This window comes from Haloferax mucosum ATCC BAA-1512 (assembly GCF_000337815.1).
Taxonomy (GTDB): domain Archaea; phylum Halobacteriota; class Halobacteria; order Halobacteriales; family Haloferacaceae; genus Haloferax; species Haloferax mucosum.
This window is the reverse complement of sequence record NZ_AOLN01000018.1, coordinates 485,147-507,811: the sequence shown is the minus strand read 5'-3', so window position 1 is coordinate 507,811 and position 22,665 is coordinate 485,147. Positions and strand designations below refer to the sequence as shown.

General features: G+C 61.3%; 24 protein-coding genes and 1 tRNA gene. 15 read left to right on the top strand and 10 right to left on the bottom strand.

Annotated features, from left to right (window positions below):
* Window positions 1–33: 33 nt before the first annotated feature.
* From C440_RS15245 to C440_RS15225, 5 genes are all read right to left on the bottom strand, one after another.
* Window positions 34–798: a cytochrome b family protein gene (locus C440_RS15245; protein ID WP_008321536.1), complete on the bottom strand. Its 765-nt coding sequence runs from the start codon at window positions 796–798 to the stop codon at window positions 34–36.
* 10 nt (window positions 799–808) lie between these two features.
* Window positions 809–1,603 carry a cytochrome b gene (locus C440_RS15240; RefSeq protein WP_008321535.1) on the bottom strand — a complete coding sequence of 265 codons (795 nt, stop codon included), beginning with the start codon at window positions 1,601–1,603 and terminating at the stop codon, window positions 809–811.
* A 3-nt stretch (window positions 1,604–1,606) separates the two neighbouring features.
* Window positions 1,607–1,996, bottom strand: coding sequence for a DUF7318 family protein (locus tag C440_RS15235; protein ID WP_008321533.1), 390 nt, complete (start codon window positions 1,994–1,996; stop codon window positions 1,607–1,609).
* The gene (locus C440_RS15230; protein WP_008321532.1) at window positions 1,996–2,646 is read right to left on the bottom strand and encodes a halocyanin domain-containing protein; all 651 of its coding nucleotides are present in this window, start codon (window positions 2,644–2,646) and stop codon (window positions 1,996–1,998) included. The genes C440_RS15235 and C440_RS15230 overlap by 1 nt, the downstream gene beginning before the upstream one ends.
* 84 nt (window positions 2,647–2,730) lie before the next feature.
* Complete coding sequence (locus tag C440_RS15225) at window positions 2,731–3,564, bottom strand: DUF7319 domain-containing protein (RefSeq protein ID WP_008321531.1); 834 nt, start codon at window positions 3,562–3,564, stop codon at window positions 2,731–2,733.
* A 211-nt stretch (window positions 3,565–3,775) separates the two neighbouring features.
* On the opposite strand from C440_RS15225, the gene C440_RS15220 reads away from it, so the two are divergent.
* Window positions 3,776–4,255, top strand: a complete 480-nt coding sequence (locus C440_RS15220) for a DUF7321 family protein (RefSeq protein WP_008321530.1) — start codon at window positions 3,776–3,778, stop codon at window positions 4,253–4,255.
* A gap of 60 nt (window positions 4,256–4,315) precedes the next feature.
* On the opposite strand, the gene nth is transcribed toward C440_RS15220, so the two are convergent.
* Window positions 4,316–4,999, bottom strand: a complete 684-nt coding sequence (gene nth, locus C440_RS15215) for an endonuclease III (RefSeq protein WP_008321529.1) — start codon at window positions 4,997–4,999, stop codon at window positions 4,316–4,318.
* Window positions 5,000–5,493: 494 nt separating this feature from the next.
* On the opposite strand from nth, the gene C440_RS18100 reads away from it, so the two are divergent.
* On the top strand, window positions 5,494–5,706 hold the full coding sequence (locus tag C440_RS18100; RefSeq protein ID WP_008321528.1) for a hypothetical protein: 213 nt from the start codon (window positions 5,494–5,496) through the stop codon (window positions 5,704–5,706).
* Window positions 5,707–5,817: 111 nt separating this feature from the next.
* Window positions 5,818–5,949, top strand: coding sequence for a hypothetical protein (locus C440_RS18160; RefSeq protein WP_275040248.1), 132 nt, complete (start codon window positions 5,818–5,820; stop codon window positions 5,947–5,949).
* 246 nt (window positions 5,950–6,195) lie between these two features.
* Here the strand turns inward: C440_RS18160 and pan1 are convergent, their stop codons facing one another.
* Entirely contained in the window at window positions 6,196–7,413 is a 1,218-nt protein-coding gene (pan1, locus tag C440_RS15205) for a proteasome-activating nucleotidase Pan1 (RefSeq protein WP_008321526.1), read from the bottom strand.
* A 171-nt stretch (window positions 7,414–7,584) separates the two neighbouring features.
* On the opposite strand from pan1, the gene C440_RS15200 reads away from it, so the two are divergent.
* Genes C440_RS15200 through rad50 form a run of 4 tightly spaced genes read left to right on the top strand, consistent with a single transcriptional unit; the run spans window position 7,585 to window position 12,282 of the window.
* Window positions 7,585–7,854, top strand: a complete 270-nt coding sequence (locus tag C440_RS15200; RefSeq protein ID WP_008321525.1) for a MarR family transcriptional regulator — start codon at window positions 7,585–7,587, stop codon at window positions 7,852–7,854.
* A 26-nt stretch (window positions 7,855–7,880) separates the two neighbouring features.
* Window positions 7,881–8,240, top strand: coding sequence for a hypothetical protein (locus tag C440_RS15195; RefSeq protein ID WP_008321524.1), 360 nt, complete (start codon window positions 7,881–7,883; stop codon window positions 8,238–8,240).
* Window positions 8,237–9,604: a DNA double-strand break repair protein Mre11 gene (gene mre11, locus C440_RS15190; protein ID WP_008321523.1), complete on the top strand. Its 1,368-nt coding sequence runs from the start codon at window positions 8,237–8,239 to the stop codon at window positions 9,602–9,604. The genes C440_RS15195 and mre11 overlap by 4 nt, the downstream gene beginning before the upstream one ends.
* Window positions 9,601–12,282 (top strand): DNA double-strand break repair ATPase Rad50, encoded by a 2,682-nt coding sequence (gene rad50 / locus C440_RS15185; protein ID WP_008321522.1) that lies wholly within the window; start codon window positions 9,601–9,603, stop codon window positions 12,280–12,282. Before mre11 ends, rad50 begins: the two co-directional genes overlap by 4 nt.
* A 58-nt stretch (window positions 12,283–12,340) precedes the next feature.
* Here the strand turns inward: rad50 and C440_RS15180 are convergent, their stop codons facing one another.
* From C440_RS15180 to C440_RS15170, 3 genes are read right to left on the bottom strand one after another with little or no spacing between them, the layout of a single operon-like run.
* Window positions 12,341–12,769 carry a DUF7346 family protein gene (locus C440_RS15180; RefSeq protein WP_008321516.1) on the bottom strand — a complete coding sequence of 143 codons (429 nt, stop codon included), beginning with the start codon at window positions 12,767–12,769 and terminating at the stop codon, window positions 12,341–12,343.
* A gap of 25 nt (window positions 12,770–12,794) precedes the next feature.
* Complete coding sequence (locus C440_RS15175; protein WP_008321507.1) at window positions 12,795–13,430, bottom strand: DUF7322 domain-containing protein; 636 nt, start codon at window positions 13,428–13,430, stop codon at window positions 12,795–12,797.
* Window positions 13,431–13,476: 46 nt separating this feature from the next.
* Window positions 13,477–13,662 carry a DUF7331 family protein gene (locus C440_RS15170; RefSeq protein WP_008321506.1) on the bottom strand — a complete coding sequence of 62 codons (186 nt, stop codon included), beginning with the start codon at window positions 13,660–13,662 and terminating at the stop codon, window positions 13,477–13,479.
* A 111-nt stretch (window positions 13,663–13,773) separates the two neighbouring features.
* Here C440_RS15170 and C440_RS15165 point away from each other — a divergent pair, with 111 nt between their 5' ends.
* The 8 genes from C440_RS15165 (at window position 13,774) to C440_RS15130 (ending at window position 22,652) form a co-directional block, all read left to right on the top strand.
* Window positions 13,774–16,479 carry a DNA-directed DNA polymerase gene (locus tag C440_RS15165; RefSeq protein WP_008321505.1) on the top strand — a complete coding sequence of 902 codons (2,706 nt, stop codon included), beginning with the start codon at window positions 13,774–13,776 and terminating at the stop codon, window positions 16,477–16,479.
* A 222-nt stretch (window positions 16,480–16,701) separates the two neighbouring features.
* The gene (locus tag C440_RS15160; protein ID WP_008321504.1) at window positions 16,702–17,607 is read left to right on the top strand and encodes an ABC transporter ATP-binding protein; all 906 of its coding nucleotides are present in this window, start codon (window positions 16,702–16,704) and stop codon (window positions 17,605–17,607) included.
* A gap of 12 nt (window positions 17,608–17,619) precedes the next feature.
* A complete protein-coding gene (gene sufB, locus C440_RS15155; RefSeq protein ID WP_008321503.1) occupies window positions 17,620–19,050 on the top strand; it encodes a Fe-S cluster assembly protein SufB in 1,431 nt (476 codons plus the stop codon).
* Window positions 19,051–19,053: 3 nt separating this feature from the next.
* Window positions 19,054–20,262, top strand: coding sequence for a Fe-S cluster assembly protein SufD (gene sufD / locus C440_RS15150; protein WP_008321502.1), 1,209 nt, complete (start codon window positions 19,054–19,056; stop codon window positions 20,260–20,262).
* Between the two features lie 129 nt (window positions 20,263–20,391).
* Complete coding sequence (locus tag C440_RS15145) at window positions 20,392–20,883, top strand: hypothetical protein (protein ID WP_008321501.1); 492 nt, start codon at window positions 20,392–20,394, stop codon at window positions 20,881–20,883.
* Between the two features lie 4 nt (window positions 20,884–20,887).
* Window positions 20,888–21,340: a metal-dependent transcriptional regulator gene (locus C440_RS15140; protein WP_008321500.1), complete on the top strand. Its 453-nt coding sequence runs from the start codon at window positions 20,888–20,890 to the stop codon at window positions 21,338–21,340.
* Window positions 21,341–21,479: 139 nt separating this feature from the next.
* Window positions 21,480–21,552, top strand: a tRNA-Gln gene (locus C440_RS15135).
* A 323-nt stretch (window positions 21,553–21,875) separates the two neighbouring features.
* Window positions 21,876–22,652: an FkbM family methyltransferase gene (locus C440_RS15130; RefSeq protein WP_008321499.1), complete on the top strand. Its 777-nt coding sequence runs from the start codon at window positions 21,876–21,878 to the stop codon at window positions 22,650–22,652.
* Window positions 22,653–22,665 lie beyond the last annotated feature (13 nt).

Here is a 22,665-nt window from a genome sequence, read left to right as displayed (position 1 = left end):
TCCTAAGAAGGGACGGTTGGTAGTGGTTCCGCTCTACTTCGGCGGTCGAAGCCGGTAGTAGCGGCGGTTGAGGTCGTACATGTAGCCCTCGCGCATCGTCTTGAGCACCGCGTAGGTGACGGTCCCGAAGACGACCGGCAGGAAGAACGTCAAGTCGAACAGCAGATCGACGTTCATCGGCATGAGGTTCTTGATAGCGAGCAGTGAGAGCGTCAGCGCGAGTACCACGCCGAAGACGCCCACGGCCGCCCAGAACGGCTGTTCGACCGGCCGTCGTGCGGACCCCTTGTTGAGGAAGGGGACGATAGCGATTGCACCGACGACGACACCGTTTGCCAGCACACCGTACGTCCGGTCGGCCATCAGCTTCTGCCCGCCGAGAATCGCCAGCTCGGGGTTCAGCGCGTTGAGCTTGAGCAGGCCGAACGACCAGTAGAGATACCAGTCGGGCAGGATGATAGACGGCGTGTTGGACGGGTTTGCGGGCGCGCCGATGTGGGGCGGCATCGTCGCCGAGAGGAACAGAATCATCCCGACGAAGAACGACGCGATAGAGAGGTTCCGGACGGTCTCGTGCGGCCACGTCGGGAACGCGAGCACGTCGCGTTCCACGTAGTCGGACTCCGTCCGCAGGTCTTGGTCTTCACGACGTGCGCGCTCGAAGTACTCGTACGTGAGCCGGGAGAGCCCAGTCTTGCGAGCCTTGCGTTCGCTCCACGTGGGCGTCTCGTTGTCCGGGGCTACGATGCCCGTGCCGTCGGTTCGAATCTCCTCGTTTTCGGGTTCGTTGTCGCTCATGTGTGTCACCTCAGTGCGGCTCCGCAATGCCCTGCACCCACACGATGCCGATGTGGATCGCAATGAGCGTCGTCACGACGAACGGGAGCAGGAACACGTGGATGATGTACATGCGCTGGAGCGTCGCCTGACTCAGCGTAAAGCCGCCGAACAGGAGCTGTGCGACCCACTCGCCGGCGAGCGGGACAGCACGAGCCATCTCGACGCCAATCTGACCGGCCCAGAAGGCGAGCTGGTCCCACGGGAGAAGGTATCCCGTGTACCCGAACACCATCGTCAGGCTGATCAGCACGATGCCGAGAAGCCAGTTCAGCTCGCGGGGTTCCTTGTACGACCCCGTGAAGTAGACACGGAGCATGTGCAGGAACACGGCCGCAACCATGACCTGTGCCGCCCAGCGGTGGACGGACCGGAGCATGAAGCCGAACTGCAGGTCGCGCATGATGAACTCAATTTGGCTGTACGCGGTCGTCGGATCGCCGGTCGTCGCGGGGGAGTAGTAGAACCCGAGCAGAGCTCCACTTATCGCCGCTACGACGTACGCAAGCGTCGAGAACAACCCGAGCGTGTACAGTGGGTACCAGTACCAGAACTTGTTGTCGAGGTTGTACTGCTCGGTGTGACTCTTCGGCATCTGGAGGTTGACTCGGTAGTAGAGCGTCTCCAGAAGCTCGAGGTAGTCAACGATCCGGAATCGTTTATCCAGCCAGATGAGCGTGGTGAGGAAGGTCGCCTCGATGGGTGTGAGGTCCTTCTTTTTCATCCAGGCCTTGTGGTCGTATTCGTCTTTACGTTCGAGACTCATGGTTTATCGCTTGTAGTAGGGGTACACCGCACGCTTGACCTGTTCCCACGCACTCTCGCTGCTGAAAGTGACGCCATCGACGTCTTCCTCGCGGACGTAGAGGTCTTCCCACTTGCGACGTCGTTTCTTGACGATCATGACGTCGGGGAGGAACTCCTTGCGGTACAGTGCGAGAATGAACGCGAGGTCCACGAAGATGACGGCGAGGACAGCGCCGAGGAACATGTTACCCGTGTCCGTCAGCGCCCACCCGGAAACGAATCCGAGGGTGAAGAGGAACACGAACACGACCTCGATAATCGTCAGAAGGACGATTGCGATGGCCGCCGCGGTACTCTCTCGTGCCGGTTCGTATCGGTGAATGTCGCCGTATGTGCTTCCGGTTGAAGACATTATTCGCCACCTCCAGTGTTACCCGTGTTGGGTGATTCGCCGTACTTCAGGATGAAGAACGTGTAGATGATGGTGACGAGAATCCCGAGAATAGTCGCCGAACCGACCCAGTGAGCCTGAATCGGAACACCGAGTTCGTGGAGTTCCTTCTCTCCACCACCACCGCCGACTTCGACGGTCGCAACGTCGCCGCCGACAGCGACTGCGCCGAGCATGCCGAGCGACTGGTGCGGCGAACAGTAGTATTTCGAGATGCCAGCGTCGGCCTCCTCGAACGTGTACTCGTAGGTGGTGCCGGCTTCGGCGACTGCCGGGCCGGAGTCGAGGCTCGCGGGCCCTTCTTCCATCTTGATGTTGTGGCCACCACCGTTGCCGGTCCACTCCCACGTCACGGTCGTACCGGGGTCGATCCAGATGCCTGCCGGTGCGAACGCCAGGTCCCCGCCGTTGCCGGCGGCACCAACTTCGATGGTGACCTCGCTTTCGCCGCGGAGGTCTTGGAAACCTCCATCGACGCCATCGAGATAGCCACCGAAGTCGGGTTGTACCTGCGCTCCACCGCCGCCTTCCTGCGCAGCAGCGGTCCCGGCGGCAGCGGTCGCGGCGGCTGTCGCACCGCCAGCCGTTCGGAGAAACTCCCGCCTTTTCATACGGTCGTTCGTCAGGATGGGACGCGCTTAAACCCACCGACTATGCCGCCGTGGAGGGTGTTTTCCGCGGAGTAAAAACGACCGTTACTGCCCCTCAGAACTAAGGGGTTCGCTGTTCGGTCCCTCGACGAGGGGCTGGACAGTTTCGTCGCCGTCGAACGTCGGGACGAATTCGGGCCGGCTCCCGTCTTCGACGCCCATCGCGCGGAGTCGGTTGCGGTACTCTTCGGCCCGGAACCGGTCGGAGAGTCGCGCATTCGCTACGACAACGAAGAGGAAGATACCGACCAGAATGAAGCCGATTCCGACGACGGGGGCAATAATTTCCTTGTAATCACCGAGGTAAATCCACGCCCCGATGAGTGCGACACCACCGAGTAGTTGCCCAAACGCGACGATTTGGAGCATTCGGTTCCCGAAGTCGCCGGTCCCCTGAGCGACCTCTTCAGGTTCGGGAAGACGGACCGTTTCAGGGGCGTCGTTCACGTCGAAGTCGTCCATCGAACAGAGCGCGACGGTCGGTTTCACGTCCCGCAGAACGGTTCCCTCACCCTCGACGCTTCCGTCCGGGTAGACGACCGCGTACCCCTCGTCAGAGTACGCGAGAATGCGCGGGTCTCCGTTTTCGGTTACGCGTTCGAGGACGGCGAACACTTCCCGAATCGCAATCCGGTAGCGAAGTTCCTGTTCGACGCGGTCGAGCAGTGCTTCGCCGACAATCCACGAATCCGGGTCGAACGCCGCTTCCCACTCTTCGGCGGTCATCTTCGCCATGTCCGCCGGCCCGAAGTTGTCGAAGTCGTACTTCGACTCGACCGCTTGGCGGAGGGCCGCAAGCTCGTCCTCGGACACCGAGGCGTCGGTATCCGCGTCCGGAGACGGCGAGTCGTCGGCCGGGGCGGAAGACGAATCTGGCATCGCCACGAAATAGGGACCACGCCGGTAAACGTGTTCCGACCCCGAACCGTGCGGCGGCGTTGGTCTAGCGCTCGAACGGAACTCGGACTTCCACCCGGTGTTCGACCCATCCGAGTGGTCCGGCGCTCGAACGGACCCGTGAGTAGTCTAGCGCTCGAATCGTTCGGGATGCATCGGTCCCTTTAGGCCGCCCGCGTGCTAACGCCGTGCGATGGCAGACGAGACAACCCTGGCCACGCTCGCCGCGATTACCGTCACGGCGAGTTTCCCGTTTTACATCTACGGCGCGTGGATAATGATCGACGCCGAGACGGTGTCGTGGGGCGTGCTCGTCTACCACCTCAAAATCATCTTCCCCGGACTCGTGTTGAACACGGTCCCGGTCGTCACGTGGATGATGCCGCGTCTGCTACAGCAACTAAACGGCGTCAGCGCACTCCACGCGATTCTCGGCTTGCAGGCGTACGCGATGCTCGTGTTCGCGCTCACGGGAATCGTCCGTATCTTCCAAGCCAAATGGGAGGCGAATCTCTATCAGGACCCCGACCAAGAGGTGTCGCTCGACGACCTCCACGAGAATATGGGTGCGTGGCGCGGGCGACTTCGGGTCGGCGTGTTCGGCTACGTTATCTTCTGGATTCTCGCGTGGTTCCTCGGCATCTACCGCTACGTCACCGGCTACCTGATTTGATTCGAACGACCGCACGCGAGACGTGAGTATCCGTGGTTCTGGACCGGAGACGCGGGAGTGCTACCAAGCCTCGCCGCTGGCGAGGTCTACGTCGTGTTGTAGTTTCGAAGAAGGACAGATGTCTTCGAGCACGCACGCGTCGCAGTCGGGGTTGCGCGCGTCGCAGACGGCGCGGCCGTGACTGATAAATAAGTGTGTGAACTGTTGCCAGTCCCGTTCGGGAACGACGGGCATGAGGTCTTCTTCGATGCGTTCTGGGTACGATTCGTCTGTGAGACCGAGCCGACGGGAGAGGCGCTGAACGTGCGTATCGACGACGATTCCCTCGACGATATCGTGACCGTGCTGGAGAACGACGTTCGCGGTCTTTCGGCCGACACCGGCGAGGTCGGTGAGGTCGGACATCGTGTCAGGGACCTCGCCGCCGTGTTTCTCGATGATATCGGAACACGCGCTTCGGATGTACTTCGCCTTGTTGTTGTAGTAGGTGATGGAGTTGATATCCTCGGCCAACTCGTCTTGGTCGGCGGTCGCGTAGTCTTCGGCGTCGTCGTACTTCTCGAACAACGTCGCCGTGACCTTGTTGACGCGCTCGTCGGTACACTGCGCGGAGAGCATGACGGCGATGAGGAGTTCGAGTCGGTTCGAGTAGGAAAGCGAGATGGTGGTGTCCGGGTACTCCTCGTACAATCTGTCGAGGACTTCTTCGGCTTGCGCCTCGCGGGAGTCGAGTGGCGTGCCCATACCAGTGGGTACGACCGATTCGATTTCAGTCGTTCGGGTTCCGATGGGCGGCCGACGGTCCCACTTCGGCTCTCATCGACTGAGAGCCATCGTGTCCGAAGCTCTCCCTGCCGCGCGTCTGTCTGAGTGAGGGGATTTCCATGACAAACCCGACTCGGTCTCACACACAGGCGACACAGCACGCATCGGAGCCAACGAGTCGTCTACGGTGTTGCTCGCCAGCGGTTCGTCGCTGGCGCGCTGTTGTTTCTCTTTGGACTCGTCGCACTCATGGGAATCATCACCGCCGAGGCGTTCTACCCCGGATACAACGCCGGTGTACAGGAGATTAGTGACCTCGGAGCGACGTACTTCATACACCAGACGTTTCGTGACCGCGTGATTACCCTCGCCCTCGGATTGCTCGGTCTCGGTGTTCTCGGCGTCGGCATCTTCGACGGTAGCGAAGCCCCGATGGACGAGATATTCGCACTGCTGACGTTCTTTTCGGTGCGGTGTCGGCGGTCGTCGCGTCCCGCGTCATCGAGACGCCGTTCAAGTACCTCTCTGCCGCAGTCGGTGGATTCGTCCTCTTGTTCCTCGGGAGTCTCATCGGGTTGGGTGTGCTCGGCATTCCACACCCACTGGCGTTCCTCGGGATGGGGGCGTCGAGCGGTACGTTGCGTATCCGATTCTCCTCTGGACGCTCGGATTCGGTGGCTATCTGATGGCTCCTGCTCCTCTGCCTGCTCTCGAGTGGGACGCGGCGTAACGCCGCTTGCAGTCTCTCGGACGACGAAGACCAACGATTTATCATGGACGACCGCGACACCCAAACCATGTCTGCGATTGAACTCCCCGGTCGTCGTGAAGCGTGGCTGACCGCGGCGGCGACGCTCGTCGGCTACGGAATCATCCTCACCGGAATGTTCGTCGTGCTGTTCGTTCTCCCGTACCTCGTGATTTCGTAGACAGAACGCTGTCCACGCTATCGTATCTCTCTGAGTTGTCGTCGTTGTCCCGGTAGCGTTCGCCCTGTTTTACTGCCATTCGCCGTCACCGCCCGTCGTCATTCATCACCGTCTGTCACCGTCGTCTTCGTACGGTCGTCACTCACGGAGTCAGCGGCCGAAAAACGAATTCGAGCCTCGAATCGACGACGGAACCGAACCTCGAACCGACGGCGAAATCGAAACGGTCCCGCGGGCCGCTTCGCGTTACGCGAACGCGCGTGAGATGTCTGGTTCGTCCGCCGCTTCCTGCTGAATCTTCTCCCACGCGTCGAGGAAGTCCTGCATGTAAATCTCCGTGCGGTCGTCGCGGATGGCGAACATCCCGGCTTCCGTACAGATCGCCTTGATGTCTGCACCCGAGGCGTTCTCGGCCATCTCGGCGAGTTCCACGAAGTCCACGTCGTCGGAGACGTTCATCTTCCGCGTGTGAATCTTGAAGATGATTTCGCGGCCGTCCTCGTTCGGCTTGGGAACCTCGATGAGGCGGTCGAACCGGCCGGGGCGAAGGATGGCGGGGTCGAGCATGTCGAAGCGGTTCGTGGCCGCGATGATGCGGATGTTTCCGCGCTCGTCGAAGCCGTCCATCTCGGCGAGGAGTTGCATCATGGTCCGCTGGACCTCGGCGTCGCCGGAGGTCTTCGAATCCGTCCGCTTCGACGCGATGGCGTCGATCTCGTCGATGAAGATGACGGCGGGTTCGTTCTCGCGGGCGACCTCGAACAGGTCGCGGACGAGTTTGGCACCCTCGCCGATGAACTTGTGTACGAGTTCCGAGCCGGCCATCTTGATGAACGAAGCGTTCGTCTGATTGGCGACGGCCTTGGCGAGCATGGTCTTGCCGGTCCCCGGCGGGCCGTAGAGAAGCACGCCGGACGGCGGGTCGATACCAACCTTCTCGAACATCTCGGGGCGGTCGAGCGGCATCTCGACGGTTTCCCGGACTTCCTGCATCTGTTCTTCGAGTCCGCCGATGTCCTCGTAGGTGACCCCGGGGCTGTGTTCGACCTGCATGACACGCGCCCGGACGTCGGTCTCCTTGTCGAGTCGCTTGACGATAGAAAGCGAGTTGTTCACGGCGACACGCGCGTCGGGTTCTAACTCCTCGCGCATCTCGTCTGTCACCTCGGTGAGGGCCTCTTGGTTGTTACCGTGTTGCTTGATGATGACCCCCTCGTCGGTGATTTCCTGTACCGTCGCAACGAAGAGCGGTGACTGCTTGAGCTTCTTGTTCTCGTGGGTAAGACGCTCCAGTTTCTGCTGATACTTGTTGTTCTCGGCGTTCGTGTCGAGGAGTTTGTCGCGCATCTCCTCGTTTTGCGTTTCGAGAACTTCGAGCCGCTCTTGAAGGGCGGTGATCTTCTCCTGCTGCGACGCCGAATCCTTGTCGTAGGGTAGATCGACGTCGTCCACAGTGTCGGTCATCATCCGGGATAGGGTGCAGGTTCATAAGAGGCTTCGGGTGTGTGAGGGATTCACCGCCTATGGCGCGTCTTCAGGGGATATGACGAGTCTGACGCGCGTCACATATATTCACCATGGTAATAAAACAGGATAGCAAATATTATCTAATAGCATTCCTTGGGTTCTGATACGATGAGCACCACGGAAGCAGTCGAACACGAGTCCGAACCACAGTCTGACGACCGGTGGGAAACGGTTCGAGACATGCCACCGAGCGCGAAGCTAGTCGCAAAAATACTCGATTACGAGGACACGCTCACGCAGAGCCAGATCGCCGAGGAGTCGCTTCTTCCGCCGCGGACCGTCCGGTACGCCCTCTCGCGTCTCGAAGACGAAGGCGCAGTTGACTCGCGGTTTTCCTTTTCGGACGCGCGGAAGCGACTCTACACGCTGAAACTTTAAGTGCGAACACGGCACCACGGCGGCGTATGACTGACCCCGTCGCCGTCGGCCACGCGCTCAAAGCACTCGCCGACCCGGACTCTTCCCACGAGCCACGACCGCCGACCGAGAGTATCGCCGTCGCACGCGACGCTTTTTCCGACGTCTCCGAAGCGGCCCGCTTTCTCGACGACGGCGGCGAAGTAACATTGCGGCGCGCCGTCGGTGCCGCGGCCCGAGAAGGCCACGACGACTGTGCCCGCGAGGGAAGCGAACTCCTTTCGGACCTCTCTCGTCTCCGTGAGGCGCTCGATACCGTCGAATCGACGCCCGGCGACAGAGACAGTTCCGAACAGCGCCGTCGCACAACCGTTTTGAGCGGTGGCGGCGAACCCGAACGTAGATGACACGGGTGATACACACCGGCGACACCCACATCGGGTACCAGCAGTACCACTCGCCGGAGCGCCGCCAGGACTTTCTCGACGCCTTCGAACAGGTCGTCGCAGACGCTCGCTCGGAGGACGTAGACGCGGTCGTCCACGCGGGGGACCTCTACCACGACCGCCGTCCCGAACTCCCCGACCTGCTCGGGACGCTCGCCGCCCTCCGCCGTCTCGACGACGCCGGAATCCCCTTCTTGGCCATCGTCGGGAACCACGAATCGACGCGCGGCGGTCAGTGGCTCGACCTCTTTGAACGACTCGGACTGGCGACGCGACTCGGAAGCGAGCCGCACGTCGTCGGCGACGTGGCGTTCTACGGACTCGACCACGTGCCGCGGTCCCGACGGGACGAACTCGACTACCAGTTCGAACCACACGACCAATCGCAAGCGGCACTCGTCGGCCACGGTCTCTTCACGCCGTTCGCCCACGCCGATTGGGAGACGGAGACGGTCCTCGCCGACTCGAACGTCGAGTTCGACGCGGTCCTCCTCGGTGACAATCACGTCCCCGATACGGCGACCCTCGACGGGACGTGGGTGACCTATTGTGGTTCGACCGAGCGTGCGAGCGCGAGCGAACGCGACCCGCGCGGATACAATCTCGTCGAGTTCGCCGACTCGACGGTCGATATCCGCCGTCGAACGCTCGAAACGCGCCCCTTCGAGTTCATCGAAGTCGAACTCTCCGGCGACGAAGGAATCGAACGCGTGCGCCAGCGCGTCCGCGAGTTCGACCTCGAAGACGCCGTGAGTATCGTTGACCTGATCGGCGAGGGCGATTCGGTCACTCCCGCGGCGGTCGAGTCGTTCGCCGCCGAACAGGGCGCGCTCATCGCCCGCGTCAACGACCGGCGCGAACTCGACGACGAGGAAGCGCTCTCGGCGGAGGTGTCGTTCGCCGACCCCGACGACGCGGTCCGAAAACGGGTCCGCGAGATGGGTCTGTCGAGCGCCGCACTCGACGTTGACGAGACGGTTCGCGCGAGCAAGGTCGCCGACTCGAACGTCCGCGACGAGGTTCGAGAGCGCGTCACGTCGATTCTGTCCGAAGACGAACGTGGAAGCGCGTTCGAAACCGCTGACTCGGACGCCATGGATGCGACGGACGCGTCCGAAACCGGTGGGCGCGACGACGCGAGCGACCCCGGCGAACCGATGGCTTCAGTCGGCGCTGACGGCGAAGCCGCGACCAACGGCGAGTCGGTTCCGGCCGACGATACCGACGGTACCGACAAGGCCGACACGACCACTGAGACGACCGAATCGACCGCCGATTCAGAACCGGACGTCGACCGCGACAGTTCACTGGGTGATTTCGCATGAGATTCACGCACATCAGTATTCAGAACTTCAAGCCGTACGAGGATGCCGAACTCGACCTCCGAGACGGCGTTACGGTGATTCACGGCGTCAACGGCAGCGGAAAATCGTCGCTCCTCGAAGCGTGTTTCTTCGCTCTCTACGGGTCGAAAGCGCTGGCAGGAACGCTCGACGACGTGGTGACGGCGGGCGCTGACGACGCCGAAATCTCGCTCGAATTCGTTCACGACGGCGGTCAGTACCGCATCGACCGTCGAATCCGAATTTCGGGCGACCGCGCGACCACTGCAAAGTGCGTTCTCGAAGGGCCGGACGGCTCCGTCGAAGGCGCACGGGACGTTCGGCGGCACGTCGGGTCGCTGCTGCGGATGGACGCCGAGGCGTTCGTCAACTGCGCGTACGTCCAGCAAGGTGAGGTGAACAAACTCATCAACGCGACGCCGACCCAGCGGCAGGACATGATAGACGACCTCCTGCAACTCGGGAAACTCGAACAGTACCGAGAGCGGGCCGGAAACGCTCGCCTCGGCGTCGAAGACGTGTTGACGAGCAAGCGGAGCGTCCTCGAAGATATCGAGTCACAAATCACGGCGAAAGAAGACGAGGACCTCCACGCTCGCCTCAACGCGCTCGAATCCGAACTCGCCGACGTAGACGAGAAAATCGAGAACTATGAGGCCCAACGAGACAAAGCCAAGCAGGCCCGCGACGCCGCGCAATCGACGCTGGATGAACACGCCGAAAAACGCGAGCGACTCGCCGAAGTCGAGTCCGCCATCGACGACCTCAAATCGAAAGTCGCGGCGGACGAATCCGAGCGCGACAAACTCACGACGCGCATCCGCGAACTCGGCGACGACATCGACGACCTCGACCGAACAATCGAGGATGCGGTCGAAGAGATGGACCTCGCCGACGCCAACGTGGATGCAATCGCCTCCCGTCGTGAGGCACTCGACGACCGAGAGGCGGCGATTCGAGACGAACTCTCCGAGGCTCGAACGCGAGCACAAGGGCTTTCGGCGCAGGCTGAACGGCTCGAAGAGCGCGCTGACGAACTCGAAGCGCGCGCCGCGGAGAAACGCGAGGCGGCCGACGCGGACGAACAGACCGCGGAGAAAGCGGCGAGTGAACTCGAATCCGTCCGCGAAACCCGAGCGGATATCGAATCCTCGCTCGAAACTATCGAGGTGTCGTTCGCCGACGCGCCCGTCGAACTCGGCGATGCGGCCGCCCTGCTCGACGAACGTCGGGGTGACCGTTCGGCGGTCCGCGAGCGACTCGCCGAGACAGAGACCGAACTGAAAAACGCCCGCGAGCGACTCGCCGAAGCCGAGGAACTCCGCGACGCGGGGAAATGTCCCGAGTGCGGCCAGCCGGTCGATGGCTCCCCGCACGTGGACGCGATCAGCGAACACGAAGACGCGATCGCATCTCTCGAAGCCGAGCGGGACACGCTCGAATCGGACCTCGAAGCACTGGAATCGGCCGTCGAGAAAGCGGAAGCACTGGTGGACGCCGAGAGCCGCGCCGACTCCCACGCAGACAGACTCGAACTCGCCGACGAGCGAATCGCCGACCACGAGGAAACGGTCGAAACGCGGCGCGAGGCGGCCGAAACGAAACGCAACGAGGCCGAAGCCCTCGAAACCGAGGCGGCAGAGAAACGCGAAGCCGCGACCACGCAGGCCGAGCGCGCGGCGGAGGTGCGTGAGACGGTCGAAACGCTCGAAGCGGACCTCGACGCGCTCGATGCGCGACGGGAGCAACTGCGTCGTGTCGAATCGCTCCTCGACGAGCGGTCCGACGCCGTCGATGCCCGCGAGCGACTGCGCGAGAAACGCGAGACGCTGGCGGACGTGAACCGCGAACGACGCGAACATCTCAAAGAGCGTCAAAACCGGCGCGATGAACTCCGCGAGACGGTCGATGAAGCGGCGGTCGAACAAGCCAAATCGAGCAAGGAAAAGGCCGAAACGTATCTCCAGCGAGTCGAGTCCGAGGTCCTCCCGGACTTGCGGGAGCAACGCGACGACCTGCAGAGTCAAATTGGCGGCGTCAACGCCGACCTCGAACGCCTCGACGAACTCCGCGAACGCCGCGCGGGACTCGCCGAGCGCGTGGACGCACTCGAATCGCTCCACGACGAGGTTTCGACGCTCGAATCGACCTACGGCGACCTCCGGGCGGAACTCCGCCAGCGCAACGTCGAAGTCCTCGAACGGATGCTCAACGAGACGTTCGACCTCGTCTACGGCAACGACGCCTACTCACGTATCCGACTCGACGGCGAGTACGGCCTGACGGTGTTCCAAAAAGACGGGACGGCGCTCGAACCGGAGCAACTGTCCGGCGGCGAACGCGCTCTCTTCAACCTCAGTCTGCGGTGCGCCATCTACCGACTGCTCGCGGAGGGTATCGACGGCGCGGCCCCGCTTCCGCCGCTCATTCTCGACGAACCGACCGTGTTCCTCGACACCGGACACGTATCACGGCTGGTTGACCTCGTCGAAGACATGCAGAACCGCGGCGTCAAGCAGATTCTCATCGTCAGCCACGACGACGAACTGGTCGGCGCGGCCGACGACCTCGTTCGCGTCGAAAAGAACCCGACGACGAACCGTTCGACCGTCGAGCGGACCGACGCGCCGACGCTCGAAAACGCGCTCGCAGACGACTGAACAGAGCGCGGCGAACCAACCGGCAACGGCGACCCCAGCCGAGAACGACGGACCGGGGCTATCTTTCGGCGCGTAATCGCTCGACGCCATCTTTAGCGGTGTCGGTCACCTCGTAGCCTCGCTCGCCGTAGACCGTCGTTTCCTCGATGAGGCCTGCGATTTTGAATTCGGTCAAGAGACCGTGGAGGTCGCTCTCGCAGAGGTCGTACGCGTCGAGGAGTTCGACGACGGGGAGCGGTCCACGGTCGGCGAGGTCAACGAGCAGTCCGAGACCGCGCTCTGTCGGAACCGCAACGAGAATTCGACGAACCGACTCGGGGACGGCGCGTGCGGCGGTTTCGAGCGGCGACTCGCCGTGTAGGTATTCGAGTTCGTCGTTCGGAATGTGTCGCTCCGCACCAGTCCCCGGGTCGCGGACGCGACTCGTGTCGCTGGAGCGCTTGACGAGCAGGTAGCGTCGGCCGTCGGGAGCGCGAACGGTTCGCATGGCGGGTCGAACGCGTCGGCGACTGTTATCGGTTGCGTTCGTTGGGTTTGTCGGAGTCGTCGGGGTCGCCGGATTCGCTGGGGTCGCTGGAACCGTCAGAACCGTCGGAACCGCCAGGCTCACCGGATTCGATTCGGTCGGGGTCACCGGCGTTGGCGGTATCGTCTATGGTCGTCGTGTCGTCGTCAGCGTCCGCGACTTCGTCGTCCGACCACTCGCCGCGTTCGAACTCCCTATAGGTGAAGTAGACGCGGACGAGCGACCCGATACCTAAGAGGACGAGACCGCCGCCGACGAGCAGGTCGTCGCGGAAATAAAGAAGCATCGCGCCGACGGCGACGCCGCCCACACCAATGTTTGCGAGGACGACGCTCGCCCAGAAGAGTCGCGCCGCTTCGGGGTCGATGTCGGCGGAGAACGATTGGTCCTCGTCGTCTTCGTCTGGTTCGGTCGCCGGGTCGTCTTCGCCCGGAATACGAACGCGCGGGATGTTCGGAAGTTCTGTTTCGGGGTCTCCCCACCGAGCCTCCGGATCGCCCCACCGCTTTTTGGGGTCGATTCGGGAGGCAATGTCGTCACCAGAACGCGCTGGGTCCTGATGGCTGGGAGAAGACGGCTCCGTCGTCTTCCGACCGTCCTCGCGTCGCTCGTCGTCCGTCACGCTCGCGTCGAGACGCTGTACCGAGAAAAAAAGCCCGTTTTACGAGTTAGGCGCAATCGTCGAGGCGCATCGACCGCGTCGCCTCGACCCATGCAAGTGGGTTCTCCGCATCGTAGAACACCACACCACCGTCGATATCGTAGGATTCGATCGTCTCGGCTCCTGTCGGACCCGTCGGTCCGGTGCCGTCGATCGTGCCGTCCCACCGTCCTGGTGATGCGTGGTCGGTCATATCGTGTGGCAACGAATGTCATGCACAAATATATGTCTTTTCGTGGTTCGCCGACGAGTTCGCTAACACCGAAGGGGGTTGCTTTTACCGGGTGGTGCCGAAATCCCGCCTATGCCTACCCGGGAGGACCAATCTACGTTCGCCCAGTTCGACGAGAACGGGTCTGGAGCAGGCGACACGCGGCCCGACGAGGAAGCCGCCATCGTCGCCGGCGACGCCGGACAACACGTCTCCGACGTCATCGACACGGACGAGGTACGCTTTCCCGACCCCGACGGGACGGTAGACCTCGCCGTCACCCAGGTCGATTACACCATCGAAGGTGCGGGACGAAACGAGTACCCGGTCGTCCACCTCTTCGGCCGGACGGCGGACAATGAGGCCGAACACGTCCGCGTCCTCGGGTTCAGACCGTACTTCTACGCTCCCACTGACAGCCTCGACGACGACCTACTCGACAAGGACGTTATCACCGGCACCGACGCCGGGTACGAAAGTATCCGCGGCGAGGAACTGACCAAGATATTCGCTCGAACACCCCGCGACGTCGGGCAGATTCGTGACGAGTTCGACCACTACGAAGCGGACATCCTCTTCCCGAACCGTCTGCTCATCGACAAGGACATCAACGGCGGCGTTCGCGTCCCCGCACGTCGCCTCGACGACGGCACGATTCAAATCCCGCATCAGGAAATCGAACCGACCGCGGTCGATGCGGACCTCCGGGTGAACACCTTCGACATCGAGGTGAACGACCGCAACGGCTTCCCCGAAGACGGCGAGGAGCCGATTATCTGTCTCACCAGCCACGATTCGTACGAAGACGAATATATCGTCTGGCACGCGGTCGCTGAAGACGGTCTCGGGAAGCGACCCGAGGCGCTTCCGAACTACGACTTCCTCCGAGAGGGTGCCGACGTCGAAGTCCGAACGTTCGACGACGAGGATGCGATGCTCGACGCGTTCGTCACGTACATCGAAAAGACGGACCCCGACGTGCTCACGGGCTGGAACTTCGAGGACTTCGACGCGCCGTACTTCCTCGACAGACTCGACGTACTGAATCCGACGAGCGACTACGACCTCGATTACAATCGCATGTCCCGGCTCGGTGAAGTCTGGCGCGGCGGTTGGGGCGGCCCGGACATCAAAGGTCGGGTCGTCTTCGACTTGCTCTATGCGTACAAGCGCACCCAGTTCACGGAACTCGAATCCTACCGACTGGACGCGGTGGGCGAACTCGAACTCGATGTCGGCAAAGAACGCTACTCGGGAGACATCGGCGACCTGTGGGAACAGGACCCCGAACGACTCCTCGAATACAATCTCCGCGACGTGGAGTTGTGTGTCGAAATCGACCGCAAGCAGGATATCGTCGCCTTCTGGGACGAGGTGCGGACGTTCGTCGGCTGTAAGCTCGAAGACGCGCCGACGCCGGGCGACACCGTTGACATCTACGTTCTGCACAAGGTCCACGGCGAGTTCGCACTCCCCTCGAAAGGGAAACAGGAGTCGGAAGACTACGAGGGCGGTGCCGTGTTCGACCCCATCACGGGCGTCAAAGAGAACGTCACGGTGCTCGACCTGAAGTCGCTGTACCCGATGTGTATGGTGACGATAAACGCGTCGCCGGAGACGAAAGTTGACCCCGAGACCTACGACGGCGATATCTTCCGCGCACCCAACGGGACCCACTTCCGACAGGAGCCGGATGGCATGATTCGGGAGATGGTCGATGAACTCCTCACCGAGCGCGAGGAGAAAAAGGGGCTCCGAAACGAACACGAACCGGGGTCGTCAGAATACGACCAGTTTGACCGCCAACAGCAAGCCGTCAAAGTCATCATGAACTCGCTGTACGGCGTCCTAGGTTGGGACCGCTTCCGCCTCTACGACAAAGAGATGGGCGCGGCAGTGACGGCGACCGGCCGCAAAGTCATCGAGTTCACCGAGCAAGCGGCGAACGAAATCGGATACGACGTGGCCTATGGCGACACCGACTCGGTCATGCTCGAACTCGGTCCCGACGTGTCCACGGAGGAAGCAATCGAGCAGTCTTTCGACATCGAGGAGCACATCAACGCCGCCTACGACGAGTTCGCACAGGAGGCGCTCGGTGCCGACGAACACCGCTTCCAAATCGAGTTCGAGAAACTCTACCGACGGTTCTTCCAAGCGGGAAAAAAGAAGCGCTACGCCGGCCACATCGTTTGGAAAGAAGGGAAAGACGTTGACGACATCGACATCACGGGCTTCGAGTACAAACGCTCCGACATCGCCCAGATTACGAAGGAAGTCCAAAAGAACGTCATCGACATGATCGTCCACGGGCAGGACACCGAGGATATCAAAGAGTATCTCCACGACATCATCACCGACTTCCAAGCGGGGAACCTACCGCTTGAGGAAGTCGGTATCCCCGGCGGCATCGGGAAACGCCTGACTGCCTACGAGACGCCGACCGCACACGTTCGCGGGGCGCAGTACGCCAACGCCTTTCTCGGAACGAACTTCGGTCGCGGGTCGAAGCCGAAGCGCGTCTACCTCGAAAAAGTCCATCCGTCGTGGTTCAGGGAGATGGAAACGGGGGACTTCGACCCGCAGGTTGACGACCTCTACCGCGAATTCAAGCGCGACCCGGACGTCATCAGCTTCGAGTACGCAGACCAGATTCCCGAAGCGTTCGAAGTCGATTGGGATACGATGCTCGACAAGACGCTGAAAGGCCCGATTGCCCGTGTTATCGAAGCGCTCGGCATGTCCTGGGACGAGGTGAAAAGCGGTCAAGAACAGACCGGTCTCGGGAGCTTCATGTAACTCGACAGTCCGTCCACCGCTATTGAAACTATATTCGGTTACGTAGCCCTCTCGTGTGTAACTGCGTTTGGCTGACTGAAACTCAGTCATATGTCACGAACAGACTGCAGTTCTTTGTGCTTTTGAAAACAAATTTTCTTTCTACAAAAGGTGCCAGGGGTGAATGCGCAAGCATTATGGGTGATACTCCCCACCCTTCGAGTACGAGGCAACGAACCAACGATGGCAACTCTCGAGATCAAGAACCTCCACGCACGTGTCGCGGAGGACGATGGTGAGCAGATTCTGCGAGGTGTCGACCTGGAAGTCAAATCCGGCGAGATCCACGCACTGATGGGTCCGAACGGGTCCGGCAAATCTACGACTTCTAAAGTTATCGCCGGCCACCCCGCCTACGAAGTAACCGAAGGAGAAATTCTCCTTCACCTTGAGGACGGTGACTTCGGCGGTCTCGACATTCCGTCCGACGCCCGTTCATGGGACCTCCTCGACCTGGAACCGAACGAGCGCGCCGCGCTCGGTATCTTCCTCGGCTTCCAGTACCCCGCGGAAATCGAGGGCGTCACGATGACGAACTTCCTCCGCACCGCGCTCAACGCGAAAATCGACGAGCGCGAGGAACTCCTCTTCGGCGAGGACGAGGAAGACGACGACGAAGACGTCGGCTACGACACCTCCCCGATGGAGGGCAACGTTGACGACGGCGAAATCGGTGTCGCCGAGTTCCAGAAGCTCCTCAAAGGGAAGATGGAACTCCTCGACATGGACGAGAAGTTCATGCAGCGCTACCTCAACGCCGGCTTCTCCGGCGGCGAGAAGAAACAAAACGAGGTTCTGCAGGCCGCAATCCTCGAACCGTCGATTGCGGTGCTCGACGAGATCGACTCCGGTCTCGACATCGACCGCCTGCAGGACGTCTCGAAGGGTATCAACGCACTGCGCGACGAGCAGGGCACCGGTATCCTCCAGATTACTCACTACCAGCGTATCCTCGAATACGTCGAGCCAGACCACGTTCACATCATGCTCGACGGGAAAGTCGTCAAGAGCGGCGACGCGTCCCTCGCGTCCGAGCTTGAGGACAAGGGCTACGACTGGGTCCGTGAGGAAGTCTACGAAGCCGCGTAACCCCACAACATCATGAGTTCCGACCAAGACCACCTAAAAGAGACAGACACGGAAGCTCGCTTCGAGTTCAAGAAGGAGCAGAAGGCCGCGTTCGCGGCCGAAAAGGGTCTCAACGAAGAGACCATCCGCGTCATCTCGGAGGACAAAGACGAGCCGGAATGGATGCTGGAGCGTCGCCTGCGCGCGCTCAAGCAGTTCCAGAAGATGCCGATGCCGACCGATTGGCCCGGCCAGCCCGACCTCTCCGAAGTTGACGTGGACGAAATCGTCCCATACATCCGCCCCGACGTAGAAGTCCGCGGCGGCGTCGACGACTGGCGTGACCTGCCGGACGACATCAAGGACACCTTCGACAAACTGGGAATCCCGGAAGCCGAGAAGAACGCCCTCTCGGGCGTCGGTGCCCAGTACGAGTCCGAAGTCGTCTACCAGAACATGCAAGAGCGCTGGGAGGAGAAGGGCGTCGTCTTCATGAACATGGACCAAGCGGTCCAAGAGCACGAAGACATCGTCAAGGAGTACTTCATGACGAAGTGCGTTCCCCCGAGCGACAACAAATTCGCCGCGCTTCACGGCGCAATCTGGTCCGGCGGATCGTTCGTCTACGTCCCCGAGGACACGACAGTCGACATGCCGGTTCAGGCGTACTTCCGCATGAACTCCGAGGGGATGGGCCAGTTCGAACACACGCTCATCGTCGCGGAGAAGGGCTCCGAAGTCCACTACATTGAGGGCTGTTCCGCACCCAAGTACTCCGCGTTCAACCTCCACTCCGGCGGCGTCGAAGTGTTCGTCGGCGAGGACGCACACGTGCAGTACTCGACCGTCCAGAACTGGTCGAAAAACACCTACAACCTCAACACCAAGCGCGCAATCGTCGAGAAAGGCGGTCGCATGGAGTGGATTTCGGGGTCGATGGGCTCGAAGGCCACCATGCTGTACCCCGCGTCCATCCTGAAGGGCCGCGGCGCCTCCGACAACCACATCACCATCGCCTTCGCGGGCGAAGGCCAGAACATCGACACCGGTGCGAAGGTCTACCACAACGCCCCCGAGACGAAATCGACTATCGAGTCGAAGTCCATCTCGAAAGACGGCGGCCGCACGAACTACCGCGGTCTCGTCCACATCGCCAACGGCGCGAAGAACTCCTCGACGTCGGTCGAGTGTGACGCGCTGATGTTCGACAACGAGTCCACCTCGGACACCATGCCCTACATGGAAATCAACGAGTCCACGGTGGACGTCGCCCACGAGGCGACCGTCGGGAAGATCGGCGACGAGGACGTCTTCTACCTCCAGTCGCGCGGTCTCGACGACGACGACGCGAAGCAGATGATCGTTTCGGGGTTCATCGAACCCATCACGGAGGAACTGCCCATCGAGTACGCAGTCGAACTCAACCGACTCGTCGAACTCGAAATGGAGGGTAGCCTCGGATAACCAATGAGTGCGCAACTTCCCGCAAACCTGTCCGCAGAGACAGTACGTGAGATTTCGGACGCACGGGACGAGCCGGAGTGGCTCCTTGAGGCCCGCTTAGCGGCCCTCGAAGCACTCGACGAGCTCGAACTGCCGGACGTCATTCAGACGCCCGGTCGCCGGTGGACGAACCTCGAAGCGCTCGACTTCGAGACGCTCGTCGATCCGCTGAATCAGTCCGACGAGACCTCCCGCGAGGCTCCCGAGGACGTCGTCGTGCTCCCCTTCACGGAGGCGCTCGACGAGTACAGCGACCTCATCGAAGAGCACTTCGGCTCCGTCGTTGACCTCGAAACGAACTACCTCACCGCGCTTTCTGCGGCGCTGTTCACGACGGGGACGTTCGTCTACGTCCCCGAGGAGGTCAACGCCGAGGACGTGAAGATTCGTGCCGAGATGAACTCTCGGTCCCTCTTCAGTCACACGCTCGTCGTCACCGAGAAGTCTTCGTCTGTCACCATCCTCGAAGCCATCGAGTCCGGCGACAAAAGCGACGAAGAACGGTACTTCTCGAACCTCGTCGAAATCGCCGCAGGCGAGAACTCGTACGTCCAGTACGGGTCGCTCCAGAACCTCGACGAAGAGACGTACACGTACTCGCTCAAGCGCGGTGACGCCGACACCTACGCCACCATCAACTGGATCGAAGGCAACCTCGGCTCACGGCTCACGCGCAGTGACGTCGAGACCGAACTCAACGGCGAGGCGTCCGAGACGAAGATCGTCGGCGCGTTCTTCGGCCACGACGACCAGCATATCGACGTCAACGCCCGCGTCTGGCACCAAGCGGAGAACACAACCGCGGACCTCGTGACCCGCGGCGTCCTCGACGACGCGGCCCGCTCGGTCTACGAGGGTGTCCAAGACGTCGGCCGCGACGCGTGGAGTACGAACTCCTACCAGCGCGAGAACACGCTGATGCTCTCGGACGAGTCCGAGGCCGACGCGTCGCCGAAGCTCATCATCAACAACCACGACACCGAAGCGTCACACGCCGCGACGGTCGGTCAGGTGGACAAAGAAGACCTCTTCTACATGGTCTCACGGTCCATCCCGGAACAGCAGGCACGGAACATGCTCGTCGAGGGCTTCTTCGTTCCCGTCCTCGAAGAGATCGAAGTTGACGAGTTCCGCGACGACCTCGAAGAACTCATCGCCGCCCGCCTGCACTAACGTCATCTTCGATACCTCGTTTTTACCGATTTGACGACCCGCGAGGGAACCGCTTAAGTCAGTCTCTCCCGGACAGTTGTGTATGTACGTCGTGGTATCGTGTCTTCGAGTAGTGTGGAGGACGAATCCATGAGCGTCGGGTATCAGGTCACGTCTGACCATCAGTTGGCCCGCCTCCTACAGATCGGTATCGTCCTCGAAGAAGTCGTGGAGGCACGCGCCTACCACCACCACGAAGAACTCGACGAAGACACACTCGACGAGGAGATTCGAGACCTCCTCTCGCACGCCGCCGAGGAGTCCGCCGACCACCGGGAACGTCTCGAAGCCATCATCGACCGGCTGGATGTCGATAGCGTCCCGTTCGAGGAAATCGAGGCGCTCGTCGAAGCCCAGTACGGACAGACGAAGCCGGAGGACTTCGATGGCGTTCTCTACGACCAACTCTGTAACGAAGAGACCGCCTACAAGTTCTACGACGACGTTATTACGGCTATCGAGGCGAGTGATGCACAGTTCACCATCGACCGCGAGGAACTCGTCGAAACCCTCGCCGAGATCCGCGAAGAGGAAGCCGATGGCGTCGAAGAAGTGACCCGGATCATGGAAGAACGCGAGTGACACGATGAACACGGCAGACCAATACGTCAAAGCGATTTACCTGCTGCAGCAGATGGAAAACGGCCCGGCTTCCACCGGCGCACTCGCGGACATGATGGAAGTAAGCCCGGCGAGCGCCAACGAGATGATCGGCAAACTGGAGTCTCGCGGCCTCGCAGAGCACGAAAAGTACAAAGGCGTCACGCTCACCGACGACGGTATCGTCCGCGCCCGCGACGCACTCCAGACCTACTGCATCATCGAGCGATTCCTCTCGAACGTCCTCGACGTTGAGGAGTTCCGCGCGGAGGCCCGCGAACTCGAACCCGTCATCGATGGGATGATTGCGGACCGACTGGACACCATCATCGACCGGAACGCCGACTGTCCCGACTGTTTCGACCCCGAGACGGACGCATGTAAGTACCTCGACGTGTGCGGGTCGGAAGCGGAGACTGAGACGGAAGCCGCGGACTGACCGTCCCCGGCCGAGCCGAATCGAAGCGTTTTCATTTACTTGCGGATAAGCGGTGAGTGCGAAGTCGAGCACAGTCCCACGGTAGCGAGTAATCTCGGAGAGATTGCGGGAACCCGGGATACGTGACCGACGTGAACGAAGTCCCATGGTGTAGTGGCCAATCATAGCGGCCTTTGGAGCCGCTGACGGCGGTTCGAATCCGCCTGGGACTATTTTGCGAAGACAGTGAGTAAGTAGTCACGACGCGGGTTCGAAGCAGGGAACGACCCGAAGCGGAGTGACCGAGGTTCGAATCCGCCTGGGACTCTATTCTACAATATTTCCCGAGGAAGTAACTATCAGTAGCTGGTTCTGAACTCATTTTTCACACTACTGTACCCACTGTCAGTAACCGTCTCAAACTTCGGACCTCTATTTCTCGCAGGTAGATTCTCATACACGTCAGATACACATCTGTGGTCTCGGGAGATAGGGTCTAACGAAGAACGTAACCTGCCGAGTGATTTTTACTCTCTCAGGTTGACAATTACGTAACGTGTCCCTGCTACATCCAGTATCGGCCGTTCGGCACGCCGCGTACTCCCTTCACTACGCGCTCGTCCGAGCGAACTACAACCGACACCTCATCGCGCGGAAGAAACACGTCGGACGAGCGGCGTTCAAAAGCTACGAACTATACAACCGCCACGGCAACGACGCGCTCCTCGAAGCGTTACTCATCGGACTCGGCGACGAAGACGTCGTTGTCGATGTCGGTGCCAACACGGGGACGTACACGCTCGCCGCCGCGGCGACCGAACCGACCGCCACCATCGTCGCTGTCGAACCGAACCCCGATGTCGTCTCGCAGTTGCGGGCGAACGTCGAAGTCAACGACTTCGGCTCTCGCGTCGAACTCCTCGACTGCGGACTCGGCCAGTCCGACGAGACCCGGGAGTTTCACCTGTCGAGTTACGACGAACTCGGGTCGTTTTCCTTGGCGCATGCGAGCGCGTGGGAAGCGCGCGTCGTCGATACCACCACCGTCTCCGTGCGAAGTCTCGACTCGCTGGTCGATGAGGGAACGGTGCCGCCGCCGGACCACGTCAAAATCGACGTCGAAGGCTTCGGCTTGAACGTGCTCCGCGGAGCCGAGACTGTCCTCCGAGAGCACCGCCCGAGAGTGTATTTCGAACTGCACGACGCCCGCGGAAGCCACGACGAGGCGGCGGCGAAGTCGCTCCTCCGCGACGCGGGGTACAACCTCGTTCCGGTTCGAGAGGGCTGGGTTTGTGAACCGCCCGCGAAAAAAGAGCCGCCGCAATCGGCCTAACCGACTCACCGAC